The organism is Bifidobacterium colobi (assembly GCF_018555455.1).
Taxonomy (GTDB): Bacteria; Actinomycetota; Actinomycetes; order Actinomycetales; family Bifidobacteriaceae; genus Bifidobacterium; species Bifidobacterium colobi.
Genome location: NZ_JAFEJU010000001.1, coordinates 274,209 through 297,021 on the forward strand (window position 1 = coordinate 274,209; position 22,813 = coordinate 297,021).

Sequence of the window (22,813 nt, forward strand, 5' to 3'; positions counted from 1 at the left end):
CCTCCTGCCTTGATCACTGGAAGTGGACGCTCAGGGCATCCAGATCCGTGGTTTGGATAGTGATTTTGCCGTTGCCGGTCTTGTATGGGAATGGAATCGGGTTGCATCCGCCCTTGAAGCCGATGGTCGCCAGGTTGATGGCCACCTCGCACTTCTTGCAGATGATCTTGCCGTTCTTCTCGTAGTAGCCGGCGTCACCGCAGTTCTCGCAGGCGTCAAGGCCAATGCCGTATGCGCCGCCGTTTTTGCGGATGATGATGAAGCGCATCACAGTGCCGTCTTTGGCCTTATATTCGAAGCGATGCAGGTGGCCGTCCTCCACTTGGGTGAACGGGATTGTGGCCACGCCGTCCTTCAGCGAGTAAGGCTCCGGCGGCGAGAGCGTAATGGTCTGGTGAGTGGCGGCCACGCCCACAGTCAGCGTTGCGGTAACGCCGATGGCGGCGATGAGACTCCAGACAGCGGCTGCGATGGCGTGGCGGCGGAATGCCTTGTGACGACGCAATGTGGCCTCGTTCGCACCGGGCACATCGTGGGTCTTCATACGCAAGCCTGCCACCACGGAAGCCACGGCGGGAATCAGGAACACCAGTGCCTGAGCCATGATCATTGAAGAATTCTGATTGATGGACCAGGCGAGCGCCACGAACATCGTATGGTTCATCGGGAAGCCGCGCGCCTGCAAGATCTGCGCGAGGCCGGTGAAGTGTTGAATCAGCAGAATGGCCATCATGGCTACGACGGCCACCGTGAAGGATGCGCGTACCGCACTGTTGCGCATCGTGCGGAAGATTGCGGCCACGATAATCGACATGGCCACGCCGAGCAGGAAGCCGAGCGCACGCAGCAGCATGGCCGACGTGAACGCGGTCTCACCGGGCTCGACCCAGATGGTGAGCTGCAGAATCACGTCCGGCAGCGCATAAAACACCGTGAGCGCAATCTGCACGGCGGCCACAGCGTTGGCGATATGCATCCAGAGCTGATGCTTGGCCCAATTATGGGTGATGAGATGCGCGCACAGTACTACGGCAAGAGCGAGCACGTCGACGATAACGGCAACGATCAGCACTGGATAGTTGATGAAGGTGCGCTGGTTGATGACTGCGGTGGCTCTGAGGGCTGCGAATACGATAGCGGCGACGATGCCGATGCCAAGTCCCCACAGTCGCCAATAGGCGCTCAGCGGCTTATCACGGCCTTCACCCACCGTAAGCATTACGCTCAGGCACATGACCAGCAACGCTGGGGCCAGCGTCCCCGGCATTACCGCAACGAATTGTTCCAGCATTCGCGCCCTTTCTTAGAACATGGCTTTATCGACCGAGAGCCCCTCGTGAGGAGCTATTCATTATGCCTTTTATCCGCCAAAAGCCCCCTCTGATGAGGGGGCCTCGTAGCGTATGCAAAATCTCCAGCAATTAAGGACGGCCTCCGGCCGGCTCAATGCTGCTCACGGCGCTGTCGCACCGTGAGTGAACGCTACAAACAGTCCACTGGACTGTTTGCTTAACGCGTTCACCATTGACGCGGGGTGTAATCCCAGTTGTCGAAGGTGACTTCGATCGGCTCGGTCCAGAAGTGGCCCTTCACACCGGTCTCAGGATCGACGTGGAGCATCCAGCCCTTGGCGGCCGGGGACTCGATGGAGAGCTTGAGCTGGTAGGTGCCAGCCTTGTCGAGCTTCACGTTAGCGCCGTAGTGCGGGCCATCGGAAGCGTTCATCTGCATGAACGTACCGGAGGTGGCGGTGCCGCCCTCGACTTCCTTACCGGTGGACTTGTCGATGATGGTGTAGTTCACGGTGAGGTCCGGGATGAAATCGCCCTTGCCGTAGCCGAGCTCGGTGCCCTTCTGGTTGGCGTGAATGTCAGCCTCGAGGTGGAAGGAAGCGTCAGCAGCCTTCAGACCCATGGAAGCCGGCTCCATATCGATCGGCTGGAAGTAGACGGCACCCACGGTCAGCGGACCAGCATCCTGATCCTGCTCTTCAGCAGTGCCGGACGGGCCAACCGGAACCTCTTCGAAGCCGGCGCCGGAATCAGAGGAGGAGTCCGACTTGGAGGAGTCAGCGGACTGGGAGGAGGAGTCGGACTTGGTGTCAGACGCGGAGTTGGTGGAACCGCAGGCGGCCATAGACACAGTCATCGTGCCGGCGAGCAGCAGGCCGAGCAGAGCGGCCAGTTTCTTGTTCTTCATCATTTCTCTATTCCTTTTCTCTGGTGAATGGTGATTCACGTGTGATTATTGAGTTATTGATTTGCGCGGTTCGGATTGGAATCAGATCCAAGGCCGTGCCGCAAGTCTGTTTGGTTATTGGCGACTGTCGCTTACGCTTACTTCGCAGCCGAGGCTTTGAGCTTGCGCTGTTTGATGAAGCCGACCACGAACAGTGCAATCACTGCGATGGCGGCAATCACCTGAGCCACAATGCATTCGACGTACGGGTAGAAGCCGAGCCAATCATTGGTGGGCACGCCCTGCAGATAGTTGGCAGGCAGCGCGTCGCCTTCGATCAGTGCGTGCACACCGCCGCCGGCGAAGACAACCACAAGCACCGACATCAGAATCGACGTGACCAGGAAGAACGGGCCAATTGGGATCTTGACAGATGTGAAGCGGATGATCAGGAAGATGATCACCAGCACCACGGCCGCGGCAATACCACCAATCCACATACCCTGGGAATCCTGGCTCATCGAGTAGATGGACTGGTAGAAGATCACGGTTTCAGCACCCTCACGGAACACGGCAAGGAAGCTCAGCATGGCAAGCGACACAATCGTGCCGAACGCCACCTTCTCACCGGCTTCGACCTGCGAGGAGACGGACTTGACGGCCGCCTCGGTCTTGTTCTTGATGTAGCGGTTCCATGCTTCCACTGAAGACTTGTTGAGCATCCAGTTGCTGGTCCACAGCAGCATGCCCATGGCGATGAGCGCGCAGATACCTTCCATGATTTCCTGCTGCGGGCCGGAGCCGCCAAACAGCAAGGTGAAGATCACGGCGATGATGCCCGAACCGGCGAGACCGGCGAGCACGCCCACGTAAATCCACTTGGTGAAGCGCTTGTTGCCGGACTTGACGAGGTAGGCCACCACAGCAGCCACCACGAGCAGGGCTTCGAGGCCTTCACGAATCAGGATCAGGAATGCCTGACCGACCGCGCTGGTGATGAATTTGGTGAAGCCGCCTTCCTTATCGGCCGCGCCACCGTCGAGGATGCCGGCATCCTCGACCAGCATGGCCTTCAGGTCGTCGATCAGCTTCTTCGTGTCTTTCAGCGATGCGCCGGTGTTCATGGCCTTGCGGCACATCTTGAACTGGTATTCCACCTGCGAGACGCGGTCGCCGCTGATGGCGTTCATCACGTTCTTCTCGAAGCCGAGCTTCTCGTAGTACTGGTAGTAAGCGTTGTTGACCAGTGTGGCACCCTTGGCGCCATCACCAGCCGCATAAGCCTTGTAGGCGTTGTCGAGAATCGGGGTCATCTCGTTGGCCACGTCGGTCCAAGAACGGTTGCCCTTGCCCGGGTTCTTCTTCTTTTTGGCGTCAAGCTCCTTGCGCTCCTTGGCCAGTTGCTTCTGCAGGGCTTCGGCGTAGGCCTTCGGCTTGGCGAGTGACGTGTTGGCGTCGAGCTGCTGGGCCGTGGCGTCAAGGTCAGCGGTCAGCGCGTCGATCTGCTGGGAGAGCTGATCATCATTGCCGGCCGTGTACGAAAGATTCTGGATGCTCTGGAACGCCTGCTGCTGGGCGAGCTGCTTATCCGCGCCGATGGTGTCGTGCACCACGGCGGTGAAGTTCGAAGCCACGTAAATCTGGTTGTAGGCAGACATGAACGCGGATGTGGAACCGGCGGTGTTGCCGTCCTTATAGGTTTTCTGGCCTTCTTTGAGCTGCTTGTCCATCGCCTTGGACACATCAGCCCAAGTGGCGTAATCCACGCTGCTGGATGAGCTGGAGGAGATGCTGCTGTCGGCGAATGCCTGCGGTACAGCGACCGCGGCAGGCGCCACGGTGGCAATCACCAAGGCGAACAGGAAAGCGAGTGCAGCCAGAACGCGCAGCTCAATCACACTGTGATGTTCAGTGGATTGCGCAGCAGATTGCATGCGGGCGCGACGAACCATGCCAAATTCCTCTCTCCGAGCACGGTTTAAGAACCAAAACCAGCTTCACAAAATACAGAAAAAAATTCTTGAATAACAGTCTTGATTTTTTTGAGCGAGCGAGGTATTGGGGGCCGTTTTAGGCGCAATAATTGACGCCAATTGTCTCACCATGTGGTCTTTGAGCGCTCAGCGCTACTCTGCTTCCCGCATTGCGGACATTACCGTCGTGCAATGCTGCAGAACGGAAGTGCCGCAAACAACGGCAGCGTGAAGTACACCGGAATCGGATACCAGAACAGCGCTTCGGGCGAAGCATAGAGCGACAGTACCGTGAACGCCAACAGACCATAGACGGCGAGCGCCTGCGTCGGCGTGAATCCGGCGGTCAGCCGCCCAGCGCTACTGTACCGCCCGCCATCATGACTGTCTCCGACTACGTCTGCTGGCAACGCATCACCCTTATCCGCGCCTCGCGCACGTTGCTTCCGCCGAATAGCCTGCATCATCAGTACGATACCCAGCGCAAGCGGAATCCACGTCACGTACAAGGCCATTGCCGTCAGCGGATTGTTGGCGCGCACCCATCGGCGGATGGATTGCAGCGCATCATGCTGCCACTGCGGCTTGTGCGATGTTCCCATCAGCGCAGCCAAGTCATGTTTGATTGCGCGCAGTCGTTGTGCGGCACTCGCATCCGGCGGCAAATACGATGCCCACTGTTGCAGATATCCGGGCGTGAACAGATAGTCGGAATCAGTTGGGTAAGCAAAGTTCCTGAGCGGATCCCACCAGCCGCGCATCACACCGACATATGCCGTTACATATTCGCCCGGATTGGCGGCACCGAGCTGCACCCACACAGTCAGCGCCGCGATTTTTTGGGAGCTAGTCGGCGCTGGATGACCCGGCTCCGGCTTGGTATACAGCGTTTGGAATGTTTCGTTCGTGCGGTTGGGGTTGATGTTGGCCGCCGCCTTGTCCAAATCCATGATTGCGTTCAGCTGGTTGCGCTGAGCTGAACTGATGGCCGATGGATTATCGTGCGCGACTTGAGCAACTGGCTGAGTAATCAGTCCCCAAACTTCGCGCCCCGGCGAAGGGTTGGCATGCGTTGCCGCGGCTGCGATGGGCGACCAGGCACCCTGGGCGAGCAGCAGGGCGGCGGCAAGGCATGCGAGCGCACGGAATCGATGGGTCGAATACCATGCGGCACTCCCCTGATTACCCTGCGTGTTCCGTTTGCGCCCAGTGCACACGGCAATCATGCCGACGCCAGCGCACAGCACAATCAGCAAGGCGGTTCGTTTGGATGCGATGGAGGCGAACATCAGCGCGGTAACGATGACGGCGACCGGCAGCCTGCGCAGTACTGCGCCTTTTGTTCGGCAGATTTCCGCGAATATCACGGCAAACGGCAGGAAGAACACGGTGTGCAGCGAATCCTTCCCCATGGTGGCGATGGAACCGACTACCACGTAGCTGGTTGCAAGGTAAAGGAGGCTAAGCATGAGCAACCATCGAGGAGCGCCCACTTTGCGGATGTAACACAGCATGAATGCGCTGCCGGCGGCGAGCGCGGCGACTTGAGCTGCCGTGTACATGGATTGACCGGCGAGTGGAGTACCGAACAGTGTGCGGCCGGCGTCCCAGAAGAGTTTGAACATCAGCGTATCGAAGAGCGGATGCTGCGTGTAGTAGTGATGCAGGCCCGAGGCTTGGAGGTATTGCGCGAGCGTATCGTCGCGCATGGCCCCCGGCCACGTGAGAATCAGCCATGGCAGCCAGGCGAGCGCAATCAGAATGAAGTACGGCGCGAATCGAGCATGAAGCGCGGTTGTGAGACAGGAAGGGGTACGGGCGGTCAACCACTGGCGCAGCCTCACGAGTTCGAATCTCGTATCCTCCGCCAGCAATGTCATGCCCCGACCGTGAACATACGCATCACTTTGCATGTCTCCTAACATGATTGTCTAGCCTAGGTTGACCGCACACGAATACAGTGTTACTTATCAAGAATTCATACGTCGGTCTGAATTTGTTTACAGACGCGACACGCCGAATATGCATTTTCTCACAAGCTATGGTAGGTTATTCGAGTTGCCTACGGAGCTTGCTTCTAGCAAACATCGCAGTGCATGGAGGATTCGCCTAGTGGTCTATGGCGCACGCTTGGAAAGCGTGTTGGTGTAACAGCCTCACGAGTTCGAATCTCGTATCCTCCGCCAGAAGGTCCCGAAAACCGTTACGAGAGAACGGTTTTCGGGCTTTTTCGTTTTGTCGGCAAAATGCCGACAAAACCGCCGACGGAATCGCGCGGCATCATCTCCGGATAATCCCAAAAACCCGTTCGCAGGAACGAACGAATCGGCCCTACCTTGAAACCAATGGGAACGACGACAGGACGTCGCTTCCGCAGACAATCGTTTCAGGGGAATGGGCATGGGATACCAAGAGGACTACGAGATGGCCATCAAGACCATGATGAGCGAGGACCCCGCCATCGTGCTCGGCTCGCCGCACGGCGAGGTGCATGTACAGCAGCTGCGCGGCAAAGACGTGTACGTGTGCAACTGGAAACAAGTGAGCGGTGGGAAGATGCGCAGGTGCCGCGTCTACGCGCACACCAAGCGCGACGCGCTGCGCCGCAAGGTGGAACGCATACGGGAAATCGCCATCGAAGAGCACAACCCGGAACCGCAGCCGCAGACCGAGAAAACACGGACGCGAGGCACGAAGGGAACGCGCAGCAACCCGACCGTGTCGATGTTTCTGGAGACATGGCTCAAGGGCGACAAGAACGCCGGCGGCGACTCGAAGCGCAAGTACCGCAACAACATCGAGGCGCACGTGCTCCCGATAATCGGAAACCGCTTCGTCAAGCGACTCACATCGGGCGACATCGACAGCATGAAGAAGCGCTGGGACAAGGACGGCTTGGGGCACTCGGCCCAGTGGCATACGTGGACGACGCTGAACACGATGCTGAACTACGCCGTGCGCAAGAACATCATCGTGCGCAACCCGATGCTCGGCTGCGACGAGAAACCCAGGAAGGCCAATCCGACGGCGGCGCGCGACAATCTCTCCATCGACAAGCGCACCGACATCATGTGGGGTGTGCTGTCGTGGCTCGCGAACCCTGATTGCCCGATGCACCGGCATTGGCCGTTGATACAGCTGATGCTGCTTGGTCTGCGTCGCTCCGAACTGCTGGGGCTGCCGTGTGATGTCATCGACGGGAAGAACGGCGTCCCCCAGTTCGTCATCCGCCAGCAGCTCAAGCAGAGGGAAGGCGGCGGCTGGTACGTCTGCAATCATCTGAAGTCGCACCACGAGGAACGCCGCTTCCAGATGCACTACCCGTACGACGCCGCCGTGCAGGAGGCCATACGGCAGCGCAACGAAATCACGGAACGACTGCGCGAACAGGGCAGGGATGACGTCTACATCGACATCATGGACGAGAACAGCAAGGAGACCATCGGCCAGTGCCGCCTGCTGTTCGTCCGCGAGGACGGCACCAACTACACCTACAACAACTATTACCAGATTTGGCACGACGTGCTGCTGGCGTTCTACCGGCGCGGCGGCGGTCATCCGTCCGACAAGCTGACCCGGGATGAATACTGGCGGCCGCATGCGAACCGGCACATCACGGCGTCGCTGCTGCTGCGGCTGGGCGTTCCCATCGAGGTGACGCAGACCATCATCGGGCACATGAGCCCGGAAATGACCGCGCACTACCAGCACGTGTACGCGGCCAGCAAGGAGAACGCCACGAGCGGTCTTGGTGATTTCGTGTACGAGCAGATGAAGGCGCACACTCTGCGCAAGGACCTCGTCGTCCCCGGAAGGTCGCGTCAACGTTCCGCAACGCAGTCACGTCCTGCTTCCGCGAACGCGCCGACCGCTCCGACGGGTCTCAGCGCCGTGTCTTCCTCAGTGGATGCGGTTTCGTAAGGTCGATGCCGGCCGATGCGTAGACGGAGATGATTTGCGCTTCGTTGAGCTCGCTCATACGGTGATGCACCAGTATGCACCGGCTGGGATTGACGCAGAACTCGGCCTCTTCGGGTCCGAGGATGTGGATTATCGCGGGGTCTTTGGCGCTTGACATGACCGCTCCTTTTTTCGGGATGATGTTGTCAGGGACATATCGTCGAAAAAAAGAAAAAGCCGCTCGCGCTTTTGCCTCGCCGCCGCGCTTCATTACTGCCGCATCGCCTGCCGGCATTTCGGCGGGGTCGTTCTCCCGTTCCAGCGGCTCTAAGCGCATGCGGCGACCAAGAGCTGGCCCCTTATATCTCAGACCACGCAGGCTCTCCAATGGAATGGCCATGCCCCGACGCCGGATGTGCGAACCGCATTCTTGCCGTCTTTGTTGTCTTTCCGATGACGGTATGCGTGATTTGCTCACCGATACCGTCATGGCGAAAATCCCGTTCCACCGACGTTATCGGCGTCAGACGTTTCCCGACATCATCCGGCACGGCATCTGATACGCATCCTGCGATATTGACTGGCAAGCCGTCATACATCGCGTCTGACGGCCTCGTACCACTCTCTGTACCAATGGGAAGGACATCAAAATGACCAGCACTTTGCGAGCGACCAAGGGCGACCGAAGGGTACTGGAAGCGTTGCTAAGGTTCCGTTGCCTCAGCATTCTGAGCGCCGTACGGTTCTCCGGACTGGCATTGTCCAGCCGCTACCGAGTCAGCCGCCGTCTTCACTCCTATGCGGAACGCGGTTATGTGCGCGTCGTCACCGGCCCAAGCGCCCATGTGGTATTCACGCCGACGCCCAAACTTATTCCGTTGCTGGAATTGGAAACACCGCCGCTGAGAGCCGCAGACGTTTCGGCACACACACTGGCCGTATCGAGCATTGCATCGCAGCTGGCGCACGGCGACAACGTGCTGCACTTGCCAAGCAATGAATGGGAGAACATTCGCGTACAGCTGGAGGATTATGAAGCGGGTCTGGTTTGCGAAGCAGACCTTCGCATGGCCGAAAGCCGACTACGACAGTCCGGCAAACGCGACCATGCCGTGGCACAGATGATGCACCTCGTGGACACGCAACGCGATGATGTTGCGTACCGCGCTTGGGCCGGGGGAAATCCCTACCAACTATGGCCGTGGATTGTCATGGCACACGGCGAAGCATGGAACACGCGCGAGCAACGCATCGTCAGTGACATATACGCCGAATCGGATAGTACCGTCATTGCGCTGACCGACCACAGACCCGACTTGGTTCTCGCCAGACCGTTTCACCAATCCATAGCCATTGAAGTTGAGCTGACACGTAAGCCAGCGCGCGATTACATTGCCACGATGGCCGGATACACCACTCGTCAAAGCCGCGACGCCTACTCACAAGTCGTCTGGATTGCGACCAGCGAAACGACCGCGCATGCGATTCGTCGCGGCATCGCGGCGACTGGCACCGAACAACTTGCGCGCGTCGTGATGGCTGATTCCAACGGTGGTCCTCTATGGGGCGGCGTCGATTTGACGACCAGAGCATGACGAATGCGCAAGCACGTGCCAATGGATAGATAGCATCTCCCATCACTTCGCACATGCCGTAATGACAGCCACCAGACTAAGCGGCTCTCTATATTCCCTTAAAACCAGACGCCGGCCGTCACCATGACAGTGACCGCCGGCGCAAGAGCAACTACACGGGCTTCCCCTCCCGTGGGACGTACGAAACATGGAGGTGTTTCATGTCCGCAACAGCAATATCTACTACGCAACAGTTGACGCTCATCAAGAACGAGCGTCAGCTCGAACGCGCACATCGTAATAGTGTTCTGCAAAAGCGAATCCATGATGGTGAGCTGGAGCTGTCCCGCTGGCAGCTGCTGGCGGCGAGGAACACTGACCATCGACTGCGCATCGTCGCGTCGGCCGGAGCAGGTAAGACAAGGACGCTCGCCAACGCAATCGCGGCCGCTGCCACACTTCACGACGCGAAACATATCGCCGTTATCACGTTTACTCGCAAGGCGACGCGCGTCATCGATGGCGCGCTCACACGCAATGGCGTGTACGGCACCAGCGTGAGCACACTCGATTCACTGGCCCTGCAAATACTGGAGGCGGCCGGCATACATGTCACCGCCATCACCGACGATGCTAAGAAAAAGATGCTCGCCGACATCCGAAAAACCTGTATGAAAAAGCAGCCGCATGAACGCATCACGCTGAAACGGCTGATGCATGACACGACGTATTACGCCATGCATCCGGACGAACAGCCTGAATCCGAATGCCTCAAAGCCATCCTGGAGGAATACGCTGAGCGATGCAAGAACAACTACAGTGTCGAATGGCCGACCATCGAGCAACTTGCCGCGCAACACTACCCGCAGTCGGGTTTTCGGTTTGAAATCCTTGGCGTGGATGAGGCACAGGACCTTAATCCCGCGCAAATAAAGTTGGTGGAGAGCATCACCGCCACGACGATGCAGACCATCGTCGCCGGCGATTGGCGGCAGGGCATCATGTCTTTCCAAGGCGCGGCACCTGACTGGTTCCGAGATGGTACCCATTTCGACCAGACATTGGAGCTTCCTATAAATCATCGATGCGCACCGGAAATAGTCAATGCAGCGAACCACATATTTGGAGACAGCATCAAAGCTTCCGAAAATGCCACGACGGGCATGGTACCGCAGTTGATACGAGCCAACAATGAGCAGGATGAAGCCGAAAAAATCGCAGAGCTCGTTGAAGATGTGCTGTCCGATGGCCACACTGCGGCAAGTAACATTCGTTTCTTGGCGTGGCGTCGCAGTCAGTTCCGCGAACTAAAACGAACGCTTGCAGAACGCAACATGCCAATCAACGAAGATGCCTTCCGCACTATCCATTCATACAAGGGCGACGAAGCGAACATCATCATATTGGTGGGTGTGAGCCGTGCTGTCTGGGGCGACCGCAACGACGAATCAGACATGCTGCTGTACGTAGGAATGACGAGGGCGAGACTGGGGCTCATCATCTCCTACCCTGACCAGACACATCTTCCCGGAAACCGCACTTCCGCCGTATGCGGGCCATATCCCACACTGGAAGAATGCGGTTTACAGGACTCCCCTGATTCGCAGACGATTCTCGACAAGCTCCACCGCGACATCAGCAGCCGTCACTTACTGGAAGATGTCATCGAGGACAACAGAACCGCGCAAAACATCACCATCCAGAAAAAACAACAGAGCCGCGTCGTCGCAAGCTACCAACGACTGGGAAACGCAAAGGCGGCGGCGAAACTAACCGACTGCGCAGAAAAGTTGACATTCGAGAGCATGACCGACGGCAATGTTCGACGCAGCCTGCTGGCGCACGCATGGTTCTGCAACCAAAAGACATGCAACATCTGCATGGGGCGCAGGGCTGTCCGCAATCAGCTGCACGTTGGGGCGGCACTCGATTGTCTTTTTAACCCCAAATGCTACCGGGATTTACTGCCCGATGAACTGTATGAACAGATTACAGCGATGCGGTTTGCGACTCCTGCATTCTTCACAGGAACCATGCCAAACTTTGATGACCTCGCGCTTGGCATCCGTGTACTCAATTTCGCCGTTCGTAACCTCACTCACACAGACATCAATCACAGCATGAGCGAACGCGAGAGAGTATTCACCCAAGGCATCGTCGGCACCACGCGCAGCGACGAAGCCACCAATCGGTACATCAACGCAGGACTGCACGAACTGGAACACCAACTACAACAGCACGAACCCCTGCACGACTTGGCCAACATGCAACTGAGTGAACTTCGTCAGAAGATAAACAAGATTCGGACGGACGGTGAATGGCATGTACACGCTCATATGATTTTCGCAACATTGGAAGCCTATTACCATGACCAACTCCGTAAGGACGACATCAAGAATGGACACGACTACAAAGGTGACATCGTAGAGGCCAATCACTTATACAAAGACCACCTGTGGTGGAAGTTGGAATGGACCAACGCCGTCCAGAAAGCCGTAAACTCCATCATCAGGCAGGATGGGGCAAAAGGGATAACACACGATGATTTTCAGACAGCCCGATGGCAACAGTTTATGAGCATGAGCCGCACTGACGTGGAACAAGTTATCGAGCAAGCTCAAGCTCAAGTCAAACAATGCGAGTCTGGTACTGTCGCCTACGATAAGGCGTTGCAAAACGAAAAGAAAGCATGGTCCAACGGCGCAGTAATCGACATCGAATCCATCAGTGTCAAAGGACACGCCATGACGTCAAAACAAAAAGCACAGCTCACAAAAAAACCTGCACTGTTGAAATCCGCCATCCAAGAAACATGCAAATATGCTTTCAAGCCCGACGAACTTTTTGCGAAGACCAGCAAAGAAGAACTCGACCAAATCATCCCGCAGATAGACGCCACGTCAGGCGCACGTCTCATCTCCCGCACCGGCATCATCGCTCAAGTGCTTCAAGATACTAATGAGCAGCAGCTCTGCGACCGTTACCTGCAACGCACAAGAACCGGCAACGCAAACTGGACATTGGAGCAATCCATCACATTCAACTGGATAACGGATTTGCGCCAATATGTCCAATACGAAGCTGTTGATGCGGATGACGACGAAGCTGATTTTCTGTCATAGTCTCAACTGGCGCGTAGTGGCGGGGCCGACGAACTAATTGTTCGTCGGCCCCGCCACTACGCGCCAGTTGTTTCTATATAACAATCAATACAGTTGTTGCCAGCTGTTTGGCTTGTATGAACGAGAAGAAGCATCAGGGCGCTATCCGCATCAGCGGACCTTACGCTCTCTGCTCGCTCTCGTTCTATTCCTCCTCGAAGCCGGAGTTGTCGAGTTTAAGGTTTTTGGCGTTGCCGTCGATGATGCGAATGACGTTCTCATCGAAGCCGTTGGCGTCATCGGCATGAATCTCCAAACTGATGGAGATGTTCGCACCGGCAAACCTGAGCTGGTCAAGAATGCCCTCGTTGATACGCGCAAGGTCACGGTTAAGCGAATCCGGGTCGAGCTTGGCGGTGCCGTAGTAACGCTTCTTGGGTACCGCAACTTGTTCCGGTTCGCGAACCGGTACGCTCTCACCGCTCGGAGCCGATGTCACGTTTGGCGGTGCGGCATGCTTTGGCCTGTGCACATCCGGCTGTTGCGCATGGGCGATGTTCTGCGCCACGAACTCGCCGGTATGCGCTTCAAGCTGCGACTGTTTACTAGCCGCATCCTCAGCACGGCATGCTTCAAGGTCGGCCATTGCCGTATCCCAGTCCACGATGAGTGTCGAGTCGGTGACCTGCACCACGGTTTGCGCAGTATCGGTGACGCCGGGGATGATGAGGTTCTGGAAGTGCCCGGACTCGTATTGCCCAGATGCGACAGCGAACCGGTCATCGGCCGTCAACACGGCACCGGCGGCCCCTGTAATGGCATTGTCGAACACTTCACGGTCGGCGAGACGCGGCATGTACGGAAACCGTGTGATGCACTCCCACACGGTCTTTGCCGGCAGCACACCATCCACGAACGCAGACTGAAGATACTGGTGGACGTCGTAGCCGAGCGAACCGGGAGCGTACTGGTCGCTGAGCGCATCCTCGCTTTGCAGACGACTTCCCGTGCGCTCGGCCATGGAATCGCCACCGCTGTCAGAGATGCGCATATCGGCCAATCGGTATGCGCTCTTGGGGTCAAGCTGTTCGGGGTACACGCACCAGCAGTACGCGCTGCGGATGCGTTCCTCCACCGTCTTGTTGAAACCGGCCATGGCGTTCTTGGCCTGTTCGACCTGCTGCCGGGTGAGGTTGAGCTGCACTTCGTTGTCGGCGACGCGCTTCCAGCCGAGGTAGGAGCGGGCCGCGTCCTCAGCGAAGCCGAGCAGGTTGCGGTCAGCAGCGAGGAAGACGAGCATGTTGCGGTTGGCGCGCTGAGCTGAGCCGCGATGTTCTATCGCGCCGCGAATCCACTGCTTGGCTTCGGATGATTCGCTTTCCCCCTTGGCTACGGTCCAGCGCGGGTGCATGATGACGAGCGTGACCTGGTCACTGTCGGGGATGCCATCGGTGCCGTCAGGAGCGACGCATACGCGCCGGAACTTGCCACGCTTGCCTGCCGAGCCTTCCGGTTGGAGCCGTGCCGTGATTTCGTTGTACACACTTTCCGGGTCCTCGCGCAGGCGGTCGGCGTAGTCGCGAGCGGTCTTGGTGATGGACGGCTGGAGGCTGTACCGGTATGTGGAGCCTTCGGCGAAGAAGTACGTGGAGTGCTGTTCCAACTGGCTGGCTGCCGTGCCGAAGTTGCCGGACACGTCGCCGGGCATGGCGGTGCCCAACCAGACGCTTTGCACGCCTATACCTCGGTTGGGCAGGCCGGCGCGCGGTGCGGAACCCATGAACACGGCTCTGGCGATGCGCTGGGTCAACACGCGCTGGCCGAGCGCCGGACGGTCATTGTCGATTTGCGCGGCAGTGGACTGCGGTCCTGACACATCGGTGTCGATGATGGCCTTCCACGAGTCGGGCAGGTATTGGGCGAGATTCGAGTAGACGGTCTCGGAATCCAGCGGCACGTTACCGGGCAGAATCAGCGGGTTCGTGTCATTTCCCGCCCAAAGTTCGTGGATGATAGACGACACCAAGGTCAGCACGCCGCGCGTACGCTGGAAGTTCTCCAGACTCGACCAGTCCTCGTAGAGCCGGTCCAGCAGTTCGGGATGCAGGGGGTACGACGCGCGGATACGCTTGTCGTAGTCAGTACTGGTCACTTCGGTCGGATACGACTTCGCATCGGCCCGGTACATGTCCACGAACCGTTTGGCCGTAAGCGCGATTTGGGCCTGCGCTTCCGCGTCAGGTTCCTCGAACAGACGCTTGCGCACGATTTCGAACGACTCGTCACGAGTGGACGGACGCCATTGGTCGGCTTGGCGGCGCACCACCATTTGCAGGCGGCGCAATGCCGCCTGACCGTTTTCACCGCCGACTTCCAAGTTGCTGGCCTTGCCGCCATCCTCGGATGCGGGGATGGAGACCACGAGCATGCAGTGCGGCACCGCCGACGCCGTTTCGGTCAGTGTCTGGGCGAACGTGAACTGGTCCTCGAACGTGCCAGCCGGTAGGTCGTCGCGGCCGACGAGCTGACGCGCGTATGCTACCCACTCGTCGATGAGGATGAGGCACGGGCTGTACCGGCGCAACAACTGGTCAAGGGAATCCGCCGGCGGTTTGCCGGCCCGGTCGTTCTCGGCGACCATGGCGTATCCTTCGGCACCGCCAAGTTGCCATGCGAGCTCTCCCCAGATGGTATGCACCTGCGTACCGTCCGGTTTGACGCTCGGTTTGGCGACGTTGAGCTGGTTGCCCACGATGGCCGCGCGATGTACCAGACCGGGAGCCCATGCAGGGACGCCGAGTCCCGCCACGAGGTTCTGCACGTCCGAGGACAGTTCGACCACCGATTTCTCACCGAAAAGATGGTACAAAGCGAGCAACGAGTGGGTCTTGCCGCCGCCGAAATTGGTTTGCAGGTTCACCACGGGCGAGCCGCTGTTATCCCCCACCAGCCTGCGGATGGCGCGCGTGAGCAGGTCACGCAAGCCTTCGGTCAAGTAGGTGCGGTTGTAGAACTCGACCGGGTCGCCATACGCATTACCTGGCACGCACGCGCTCTTGGAGACCGCCACATCGTAGAGATTCGCGGCGAACTCCGATGCCGTGAACCTGCCGCTGGCCACGTCCTCATGTGGTTTGATGACCTCACGCCACGGCTTCATGCCCTGCGTGGCGTCCACGGAGAGAATCTTGCGCTGGCTGGCCTTGCGCGTGTGGTCCTCGTACACGGTGCGCTGCAACGTGTCGCGCAGCTTGCGCACGTCGGCGGCGGAATCCGGCGCGTTGACCGCATTGAGCAGCAGCTCGATGGTGCTCAGGGCACGAATGGTCTCATCGGACGTGAACGGCTGGCTGTGCGCCCACTGATTGCGTGTCTCGCGCAGCTCGGACGCATACGACTGCTGGGCTCGCGACAGGATGCTGTTGAACTCGCGCCCGTATTCGGTGATGGCGCGCAGCTGCACCTGTACGTCGTTCTTATTCAGCGTGCGCAGCGGCGTGCCGTATTTCTGCTGGTCAGCACGCGCCCACGCATCGGTCCAATCCGGCGTGTGGAACACACCGTCCATCACTTCATCGACCGGGTCCACCAGTCCTTCGGAAAGGAAGTCGAACGCCTTGCCCACGCGGTCCCTGTTATTCATCGCCATGATGGAACTCCTTTATCCCGAATCCGACTACTCCACATCCAGTTCGCCTTGTACGGCGGGCCGGACGACGTTCTCCGTCGATGCCTTGACCGATAGGTCGTCCCACATGGACACGAGGTTGTTAAAACGAATGGCTCCCTCGGTGTCCTTGCGTTTCTCCGCCTCGTGGTACATGCGGAAGCCCAATGCACGAATGTCATCCAACGGCAATAGTTCGCCAGCCTCGGCCATGACCGGGGCGACCTTGTCCACGCCCTTGGCGTCGAGGATGCCGGCCATGCGAATGCATGCCTCCCACAGGCTCACATGGTCGTCTTGCAACGGGCGCCAGTGCTCGTCTGCCATTTCGGCGGGAGTCAACAGTCTCGATTTACCGCCAGCAGCCTCGAACATGCCACCGCGTACCAACGCGTCAGGGGACGTACCGCAGGAACGGGCCAACTGGTCCGCCATGCCTGTATTCTCCTGCGCCCAGCCATAGGACTGGTACCATTTCACGGCGAAACGGGTATCGGGGTCGTAATCGGAATCAGCGTCGCCCATCACCTCATCGACTGTGCGATTGATGATTTCCAACGCCTTCTGCACCGGCATGTCGGAACCATCAGCCTCACGAATGCGGGAGTACCGCGAATACACGCTGATACCCGGGCCAATGGCCGCCTGGCTCAAATCCACCGGGTCGATGCCCGAAGCCATCAGCGTGCGCAGCTCTTCGGTCAGCTCCGAACGCAGCACACTGTTGAAGATGCGCATCGTCACCGATGGCGCATCCACCGGACGCGGACGACAAGCAAGGACGATTGAGGAGGCGAGGGCATTAGAACCATTCTGCCTCGTGCGTCCCGGCCGCTCGCTCCTCACAGGCCATGTTGCGGTGATTTCCCAGCCCGCCTTGATGAGGCCATCGAGCAGCGCATACCAGCCGGTCGAAGTGCCGTTCTTCTCATTCTGTTGTTTGTAAGCGTAGTATACAGTCATCGGCACATCGGTATTCGCAGTCTCTCGGATGTGTGCGAACACGTGGTTGAAACCGTTCACGAAGAACTCGGCCGCACCCTCCTTGCCGCCGTGGCGATATGGATTGGCGACTAATTCCTGCACCTTCGGAGTCAACAGGGTGCGCACCGTGGACGGCAGTATGCCTTTAAGCATACGGCGTAGCCACACGTAGAAGTAGTCAGACAAATCCGAGTAGCCGATATTGTCATAGTATGGCGGGTCAGTAGATACCACAACATTCGTGTAATCACGTGTGGCCGCATCCGCTTGATGTGCCTCACTTTGCGGCTTAGCTGGAACATTCTGAATAGCCTCGGCTACCCAGTTCACCTGGCTGAGATAATTACCAGTTGATGACGAAAAAGGATTAGCCTCGGCAAAATCCCATGACATGCCAAGAACTTGAAGAGAAAAAACGTTTCGTAATCCCTCTCGATTGATGTTCCATCCGCAAAGCGACGAACTGTAATCAGTTAAACGGCTAACAGAAAGCGCTAAATAAACGCTAATAGATTCAGCGTATGCCAGTGCCCCACAGCCTCCTAAATCTAGCGGCTTCCCCTGCGGCAAACCACTAGCTAATGCATCACGAAAAACTTGATTGGAAACATCAGTTATAGTGTTCGCCAATGCCAACAGAGCTGTTAGTTGACGATTCGTAAATAGTTCATCCCACTCATCAACGCCATATGCTTGCACTCGTAAGTTCATAGCATTTTCAGCAAGATGTACGTATATGCCGTCATCAGGCTTATTAACATTTGCTATGCTTTCCTGTTTCCGGTCAGCAGATAAATATAAACGTCCTTTAGCGCTTTCTGCTATGACAGCAATAAGCGATTCTTTTAGTCGCCCGCAACGACTTTCTTTTCGAATATATTCTAAATCAATAGGTGTGCCATCAATAATGGAAATGGCGCCTTTGCGACTATAGGTGCCTTCCTCGTCGCCTTTGGGCCCGTCGGCGTTATGCTGGACCTCATACCGAATCGCACCATCTTCGACGATGGGCTTTATCCATGCTTCGTGGCCCTTTTTCTTGCTGAGCCACCATGAGCGCACAAGCGGTACCTGCACCGGGTTGGCCGGGTTCGGGTTCGTAACGGTCCGTGCCCATATCCATGCGATGACAGTGTGCTCATCCCCATGTTCGTCCTTGACTTTGGGGTAGAGATGGCCGACTTTCGCGAATGCCTTGTCTCGCAGCATCTGCCCGTAGTAGCGGATGTCGTCGGCCATACCTTCGGCGCGGTTTACCGAGGAAATCTTGCTGTCTGGGTTGACGGACGGCTGCCCGCAGAACCGTGCTGGGAAATCGATGAGCGCCTTGTTGAGGATTACCGGCAGGGGGTTAAGGTCGGACGCATGTGATTCCACGCCCAGACGTTGCGCTTCGAGCGGTATCGAGCCGCCGCCCGCGAACGGGTCCAAAATCGCAAGCCCCCCCCGCAAGATTCCGTGATGAGACGATTAGCCTCACGGTAGAGGTCAGCATCGCCGATGTTCTCCCACCGGGCAAGGCGTTCCATCAGACGGTGAAGACGGCCACGTTCCGTATCTTGCGCTTCCCGAGTGGGGAACTTGTCGGGATGGGCGGAGGGGTCGTCCACCAGCTGGGCGAACAGTATCGAACGAGTCGTGGCCAATGGGCGACGAGCCCAGTACAGGTGGAGCGTGGACGGGAGGCCATGACGGAGGGACTTCTCTCGGGCGGATTCCTCGTTGATTTTCTTCAGCGGGATGCCGGTCTCGATGAGTTTCTTCTTGCGGGGTGCGTCCGTCATGGCTGTTGGTGTCCTTTGTGCGTTTACCTATTGTCTACGATTATCCACCAACAGAGGCACTTCGCCTAAAAACGACTCACGTATGGCGCATAGCCTCGCCTCCAGTAGTCGTCCAGTTTCTCGTTGAACGAGCGCGTGGAATCGGCGAGGCTGATGTGGTCGAAGGCGTGCGCGACGTACCTGATAGCGTCATGCTCCGGGCCGGTCGGACTAACGCGAACGAGCGCGAGCCTGTGACGGTCTCCCTGAGATTGGGCGAAGGCGACCTCGTTCGCCGTGACGGTGAACGTGTCCGCTTCCGGCAAGTCGATGCGTCCCTTAACTTCGATGAAGTGCGCGTAGCCTTGGGCATCAGCGGATTTGATGTCGTAGCCCTTGTTGTTGTGCGGCATCTCCGTAGGAGTATGGCCGAGCTGACGTTCCATGCGCATGGTCAAGGCGACTGCCCGACGGTCCACTTCCTCGGTGCTCTTGGCGAACGGTTTGGACTCCATCTCGCTGACTGCCGAACCAGTGGCGATAAGCCGTTCCGGCACGACAAGCGCCATGCCACGGATGACAGCAGGCTTGGCACGTAGCCGCACTTCTTCCGTAAGTTCCCGTTCACGCTGGACAAGTCGGTCTTCCATCTCCTTGGCGCGTTTCCGGGCCAAACCAGTTGTCATGCGCTTGCTGTGTTTGCCGTGCCGCTCGTCTTCAGAGAGTTTGTTGTATTCGCCGTACCAATATTCGATTTCCGCGTTCAGACGGCTCCTGACCTGGGCGAGCACGTGCTCGTTCTCTGCCGTCTTACGCGCTTGCAGCTCGGCGAGACGAGGCTTGGTGCCTTGCTCGTAGACGAAGCGGCGCATCTCATCCGCATGGTCGCCACGCAACCATGCCGCGTCAAGCAGTTCCATCACAGCCTTCTGTTCGCTGTCGTTGGGACTCTCGTAGTCCAAATACGGTGGAGCCGGCGAGAATACAGGCTGGTCGTGCTCACCGAGTTGAAGGTAGTCGAAGTGCCGGGAAACTGGCTCGCCCTTCGCGTCGGTGATGGTCTGTTCGGCGGCCACCATCAAGGTTGGTTCGTCCGGCTGAGTGTCGGTGCGGTCCACGAATACCGTGCCGTGGTCAAGTGCCTCGCCGTACCGGTCGATGATGAGCTCGGTGACTGCGTCCAGCAATGGAGTACCTGGAGCAATGAGCAACGCATCGGGCGTGCCGTTGCCGATATGCGTGCGGCTGGGCTCGAACGTGATGCGTTCATAGGCATCGGACACCGTGCGATGCCGGTCGCGTCGTTCGGCGCACTTGCGTATGGCGGCCGGCACGTGGGTCAGTTCCCACCGACTCGCCTCGCGCTGCCGTGCGGTGCCACCGAGCCGTTGGAAGGCCGGCAGGAAGAATGCGGAGATGTAACCCGGCTGGAGTTTGCGCTCACGGGTCTGCTCCATAAGTTTGCGGACTTCCTGTACGTCGAGGCTCGGGTACATCTCCGGGTGCGCGGACCGTTCGCTGATGAGCTCATCCAAACCCTGTTGCACGCTGCTGTCGATGACCTGGTCGAGCTTGGCCTGCACCGCGGGGTCGTCGCCGTACCGGATGGCCCGAATCATCAGCTCTTTCAGTGGTTCGCCGTCGAACGCCTTGCCGTCGCCCAGCACGTTGAACAAGCGGCCACTGTAGGCTTTGCCCATCGTCTCGATTTTGCCCAGCAGCTTGCCGTACACCTCGCCCTCGCGAGTGTTCTTCGCCACAAGGTTCCACAGGAAGCAGGTGCGCTTCTGGCCGATGCGATGGATACGCCCGAAGCGTTGTTCGATGCGGTTTGGATTCCATGGCAGGTCATAGTTGACCATCAAATCGGCACGCTGGAGGTTCAGGCCTTCACCGGCGGCGTCGGTGGCCACGAGGATGCGTACATCGGGGTTGTTGATGAAACGTTCCTGCACGGCTTTGCGTTCGTCGCGGTTCATGCCGCCGTGAATCACCGTCACGGATTCCGGCTTCCCAAGCAGTGTGGCGATGCGGCGTTCCAGATAGGTCAACGTGTCACGATGCTCGGTGAACACAATCATCTTGTGAGGCAGTTCGGCAGTGCCCACGTCCAGCACGTGCTGTTGGAGGATGTCGCTCAGCTGCGACCATTTCGCATCCACGCCGGATGCGCGCACCGTCTTCGCTTTGTTCACGAGCCCATCGAGCACGCTGATTTCGGCGGCGAGCTCTTCCTTGGTACGGGCGGCGGTCGCGGAATCGACTACCTGGTCCAGCTCCAGTTCAAGCTGCTGCTGACCGGCTTCGTCCGCTTCATCCCACATGTCGTCATAAACGTCCATGTCGGTCGGCTCATTTGACGCCGGTTCAAACATGTCTGCAATGGATTCCGGATTTTCCTCGATGCGGCGCAACAGCTCCGAAAGCCGGTCGCGACGGCGCATCAGCGACTGAAGAATCGCCTCCGGGCTGGACGCCAGACGACGCTGCAAAATGGTCAGAGCGAAGCCGATGCTGTTGGCACGCCTGCCATCCGCTTGCAATAACTTGGCCGCGGCATTCATCCCGGAACGTACGTAGTTCGTCACGCCCCGGTATAGGCCCGCTTCGCCCTCCGACATCTCATAGGCTACCGTTTCCGCATGCCGTTCGGGGAACAACGGCTTGCCATCAAACGTCAAAAGGTCTTCCTTGACCATGCGTCGCATAAGTCCCTTGGTATCGGTCTTGCGATGCTTGGCCGGTTTGTAGCGGCCGGCGAACCGGTCGCGGTCCAGCAAGGACATGAACAACTGGAAATCTTGCTCTTTGCCGGAATGCGGCGTCGCCGTCATCAACAGCAAGTTCTCGGCCGTCTCGGCCAGCGTCTCGCCCAGCCGGAAGCGGCTGGTGCGGTCCACTTCACCGAACTGATTCTTGAAATGCGCGCTCATGCGATGCGCCTCATCCACGATGGCAACGTCCCAACGCACCTCGCCAATCATGGCGGTCAGCTCGTCGTTGCGGGCCACTTGGTCCATGCGAATGATGAGCCTGTCATGGTCGCGGAACGGATTGCCTGATGGCGACGCGAACCGCATACCCGGCTCGAATACCTCGAAGTCGAGCGAGAACTTCTGCCCGAGCTCGTCACGCCACTGTTCGGCCAAGCCTCCCGGACAGACGATGGCCACGCGTTCAGCCGCCGAACGCAGCAACATCTCCTTTATATACAGGCCGGCCATGATGGTCTTGCCGGCACCTGGGTCGTCCGCGAGCAGGAAGCGCAACGGCACCTTCGGCAGCATGTCTTCGTAGACCGCGCGAATCTGGTGCGGCAACGGGTCAATGTCCGACGAGTACACCGCCGCCATCGGGTCGTACAACGCCGCGTATTTGATGCGTAGCGCTTCCGCCGCCAGACGGAACTCGTCCGGGTCGGCATCGAACTTGGGGCCACCGCTCTCCGGGCGGACGATGCGCAGCCGGCCGACGGCATCCGCATCGATGATTTCACGGCCGGTGCCGCCATCGGCCGTCGTATAGAACAGGTCGATGGCGGCGCCCATCGGCATGGCCGCGACCACCGTCACCGATTGTCCCGGAATGACGCCGGCGATGGCAATGCCGGGCTTGATGTCCTCAAGCGTCAACGTCGCGCCCATGCTTCCGCTCCCTTCGCCGTTCTGCCGGA

Annotated in this window: 11 protein-coding genes, 1 tRNA gene and 1 pseudogene; 4 read left to right on the forward strand and 9 right to left on the reverse strand. The window is 58.4% G+C overall.

What is annotated here, in order from left to right; translation table 11 throughout:
- Positions 1–13: 13 nt before the first annotated feature.
- The 4 genes from JS530_RS01220 to JS530_RS01235 form a co-directional block, all read right to left on the reverse strand.
- Positions 14–1,291, reverse strand: a complete 1,278-nt coding sequence (locus JS530_RS01220) for a DUF2318 domain-containing protein (protein WP_214375413.1) — start codon at positions 1,289–1,291, stop codon at positions 14–16.
- 227 nt (positions 1,292–1,518) lie between these two features.
- Positions 1,519–2,202, reverse strand: coding sequence for an iron transporter (locus JS530_RS01225; RefSeq protein ID WP_214375414.1), 684 nt, complete (start codon positions 2,200–2,202; stop codon positions 1,519–1,521).
- A gap of 134 nt (positions 2,203–2,336) precedes the next feature.
- Positions 2,337–4,130, reverse strand: coding sequence for an FTR1 family iron permease (locus tag JS530_RS01230; protein ID WP_214375415.1), 1,794 nt, complete (start codon positions 4,128–4,130; stop codon positions 2,337–2,339).
- A gap of 200 nt (positions 4,131–4,330) precedes the next feature.
- Entirely contained in the window at positions 4,331–6,031 is a 1,701-nt protein-coding gene (locus JS530_RS01235) for a DUF6020 family protein (protein WP_214375416.1), read from the reverse strand.
- Between the two features lie 218 nt (positions 6,032–6,249).
- On the opposite strand from JS530_RS01235, the gene JS530_RS01240 reads away from it, so the two are divergent.
- Together JS530_RS01240 and JS530_RS01245 are read left to right on the forward strand one after the other, a co-directional pair.
- Positions 6,250–6,337: transfer RNA gene (locus tag JS530_RS01240), tRNA-Ser, on the forward strand.
- A gap of 214 nt (positions 6,338–6,551) precedes the next feature.
- Positions 6,552–8,072: a tyrosine-type recombinase/integrase gene (locus JS530_RS01245; protein WP_214375417.1), complete on the forward strand. Its 1,521-nt coding sequence runs from the start codon at positions 6,552–6,554 to the stop codon at positions 8,070–8,072.
- On the opposite strand, the gene JS530_RS01250 is transcribed toward JS530_RS01245, so the two are convergent.
- Entirely contained in the window at positions 8,035–8,451 is a 417-nt protein-coding gene (locus JS530_RS01250) for a hypothetical protein (RefSeq protein WP_214375418.1), read from the reverse strand. The two genes, JS530_RS01245 and JS530_RS01250, sit on opposite strands and share 38 nt — an antisense overlap.
- 250 nt (positions 8,452–8,701) lie before the next feature.
- Between JS530_RS01250 and JS530_RS01255 the strand changes: the two genes are divergently transcribed.
- The gene (locus tag JS530_RS01255; RefSeq protein WP_214375419.1) at positions 8,702–9,646 is read left to right on the forward strand and encodes a hypothetical protein; all 945 of its coding nucleotides are present in this window, start codon (positions 8,702–8,704) and stop codon (positions 9,644–9,646) included.
- A gap of 200 nt (positions 9,647–9,846) precedes the next feature.
- Positions 9,847–11,115, forward strand: a pseudogene (locus JS530_RS11015) (UvrD-helicase domain-containing protein); the annotation flags it as partial.
- A gap of 1,816 nt (positions 11,116–12,931) precedes the next feature.
- Here JS530_RS11015 and JS530_RS01265 read toward each other — a convergent pair.
- The 4 genes from JS530_RS01265 to JS530_RS01275 form a co-directional block, all read right to left on the reverse strand.
- On the reverse strand, positions 12,932–16,375 hold the full coding sequence (locus JS530_RS01265) for a Swt1 family HEPN domain-containing protein (protein ID WP_214375421.1): 3,444 nt from the start codon (positions 16,373–16,375) through the stop codon (positions 12,932–12,934).
- Between the two features lie 27 nt (positions 16,376–16,402).
- Entirely contained in the window at positions 16,403–18,754 is a 2,352-nt protein-coding gene (locus tag JS530_RS01270; protein WP_240541029.1) for a DUF1156 domain-containing protein, read from the reverse strand.
- Positions 18,715–19,161: a DUF1156 domain-containing protein gene (locus JS530_RS10740; protein ID WP_240541030.1), complete on the reverse strand. Its 447-nt coding sequence runs from the start codon at positions 19,159–19,161 to the stop codon at positions 18,715–18,717. Before JS530_RS10740 ends, JS530_RS01270 begins: the two co-directional genes overlap by 40 nt.
- Positions 19,162–19,226: 65 nt before the next feature.
- Entirely contained in the window at positions 19,227–22,784 is a 3,558-nt protein-coding gene (locus JS530_RS01275; RefSeq protein WP_214375422.1) for a helicase-related protein, read from the reverse strand.
- Positions 22,785–22,813: the final 29 nt, after the last annotated feature.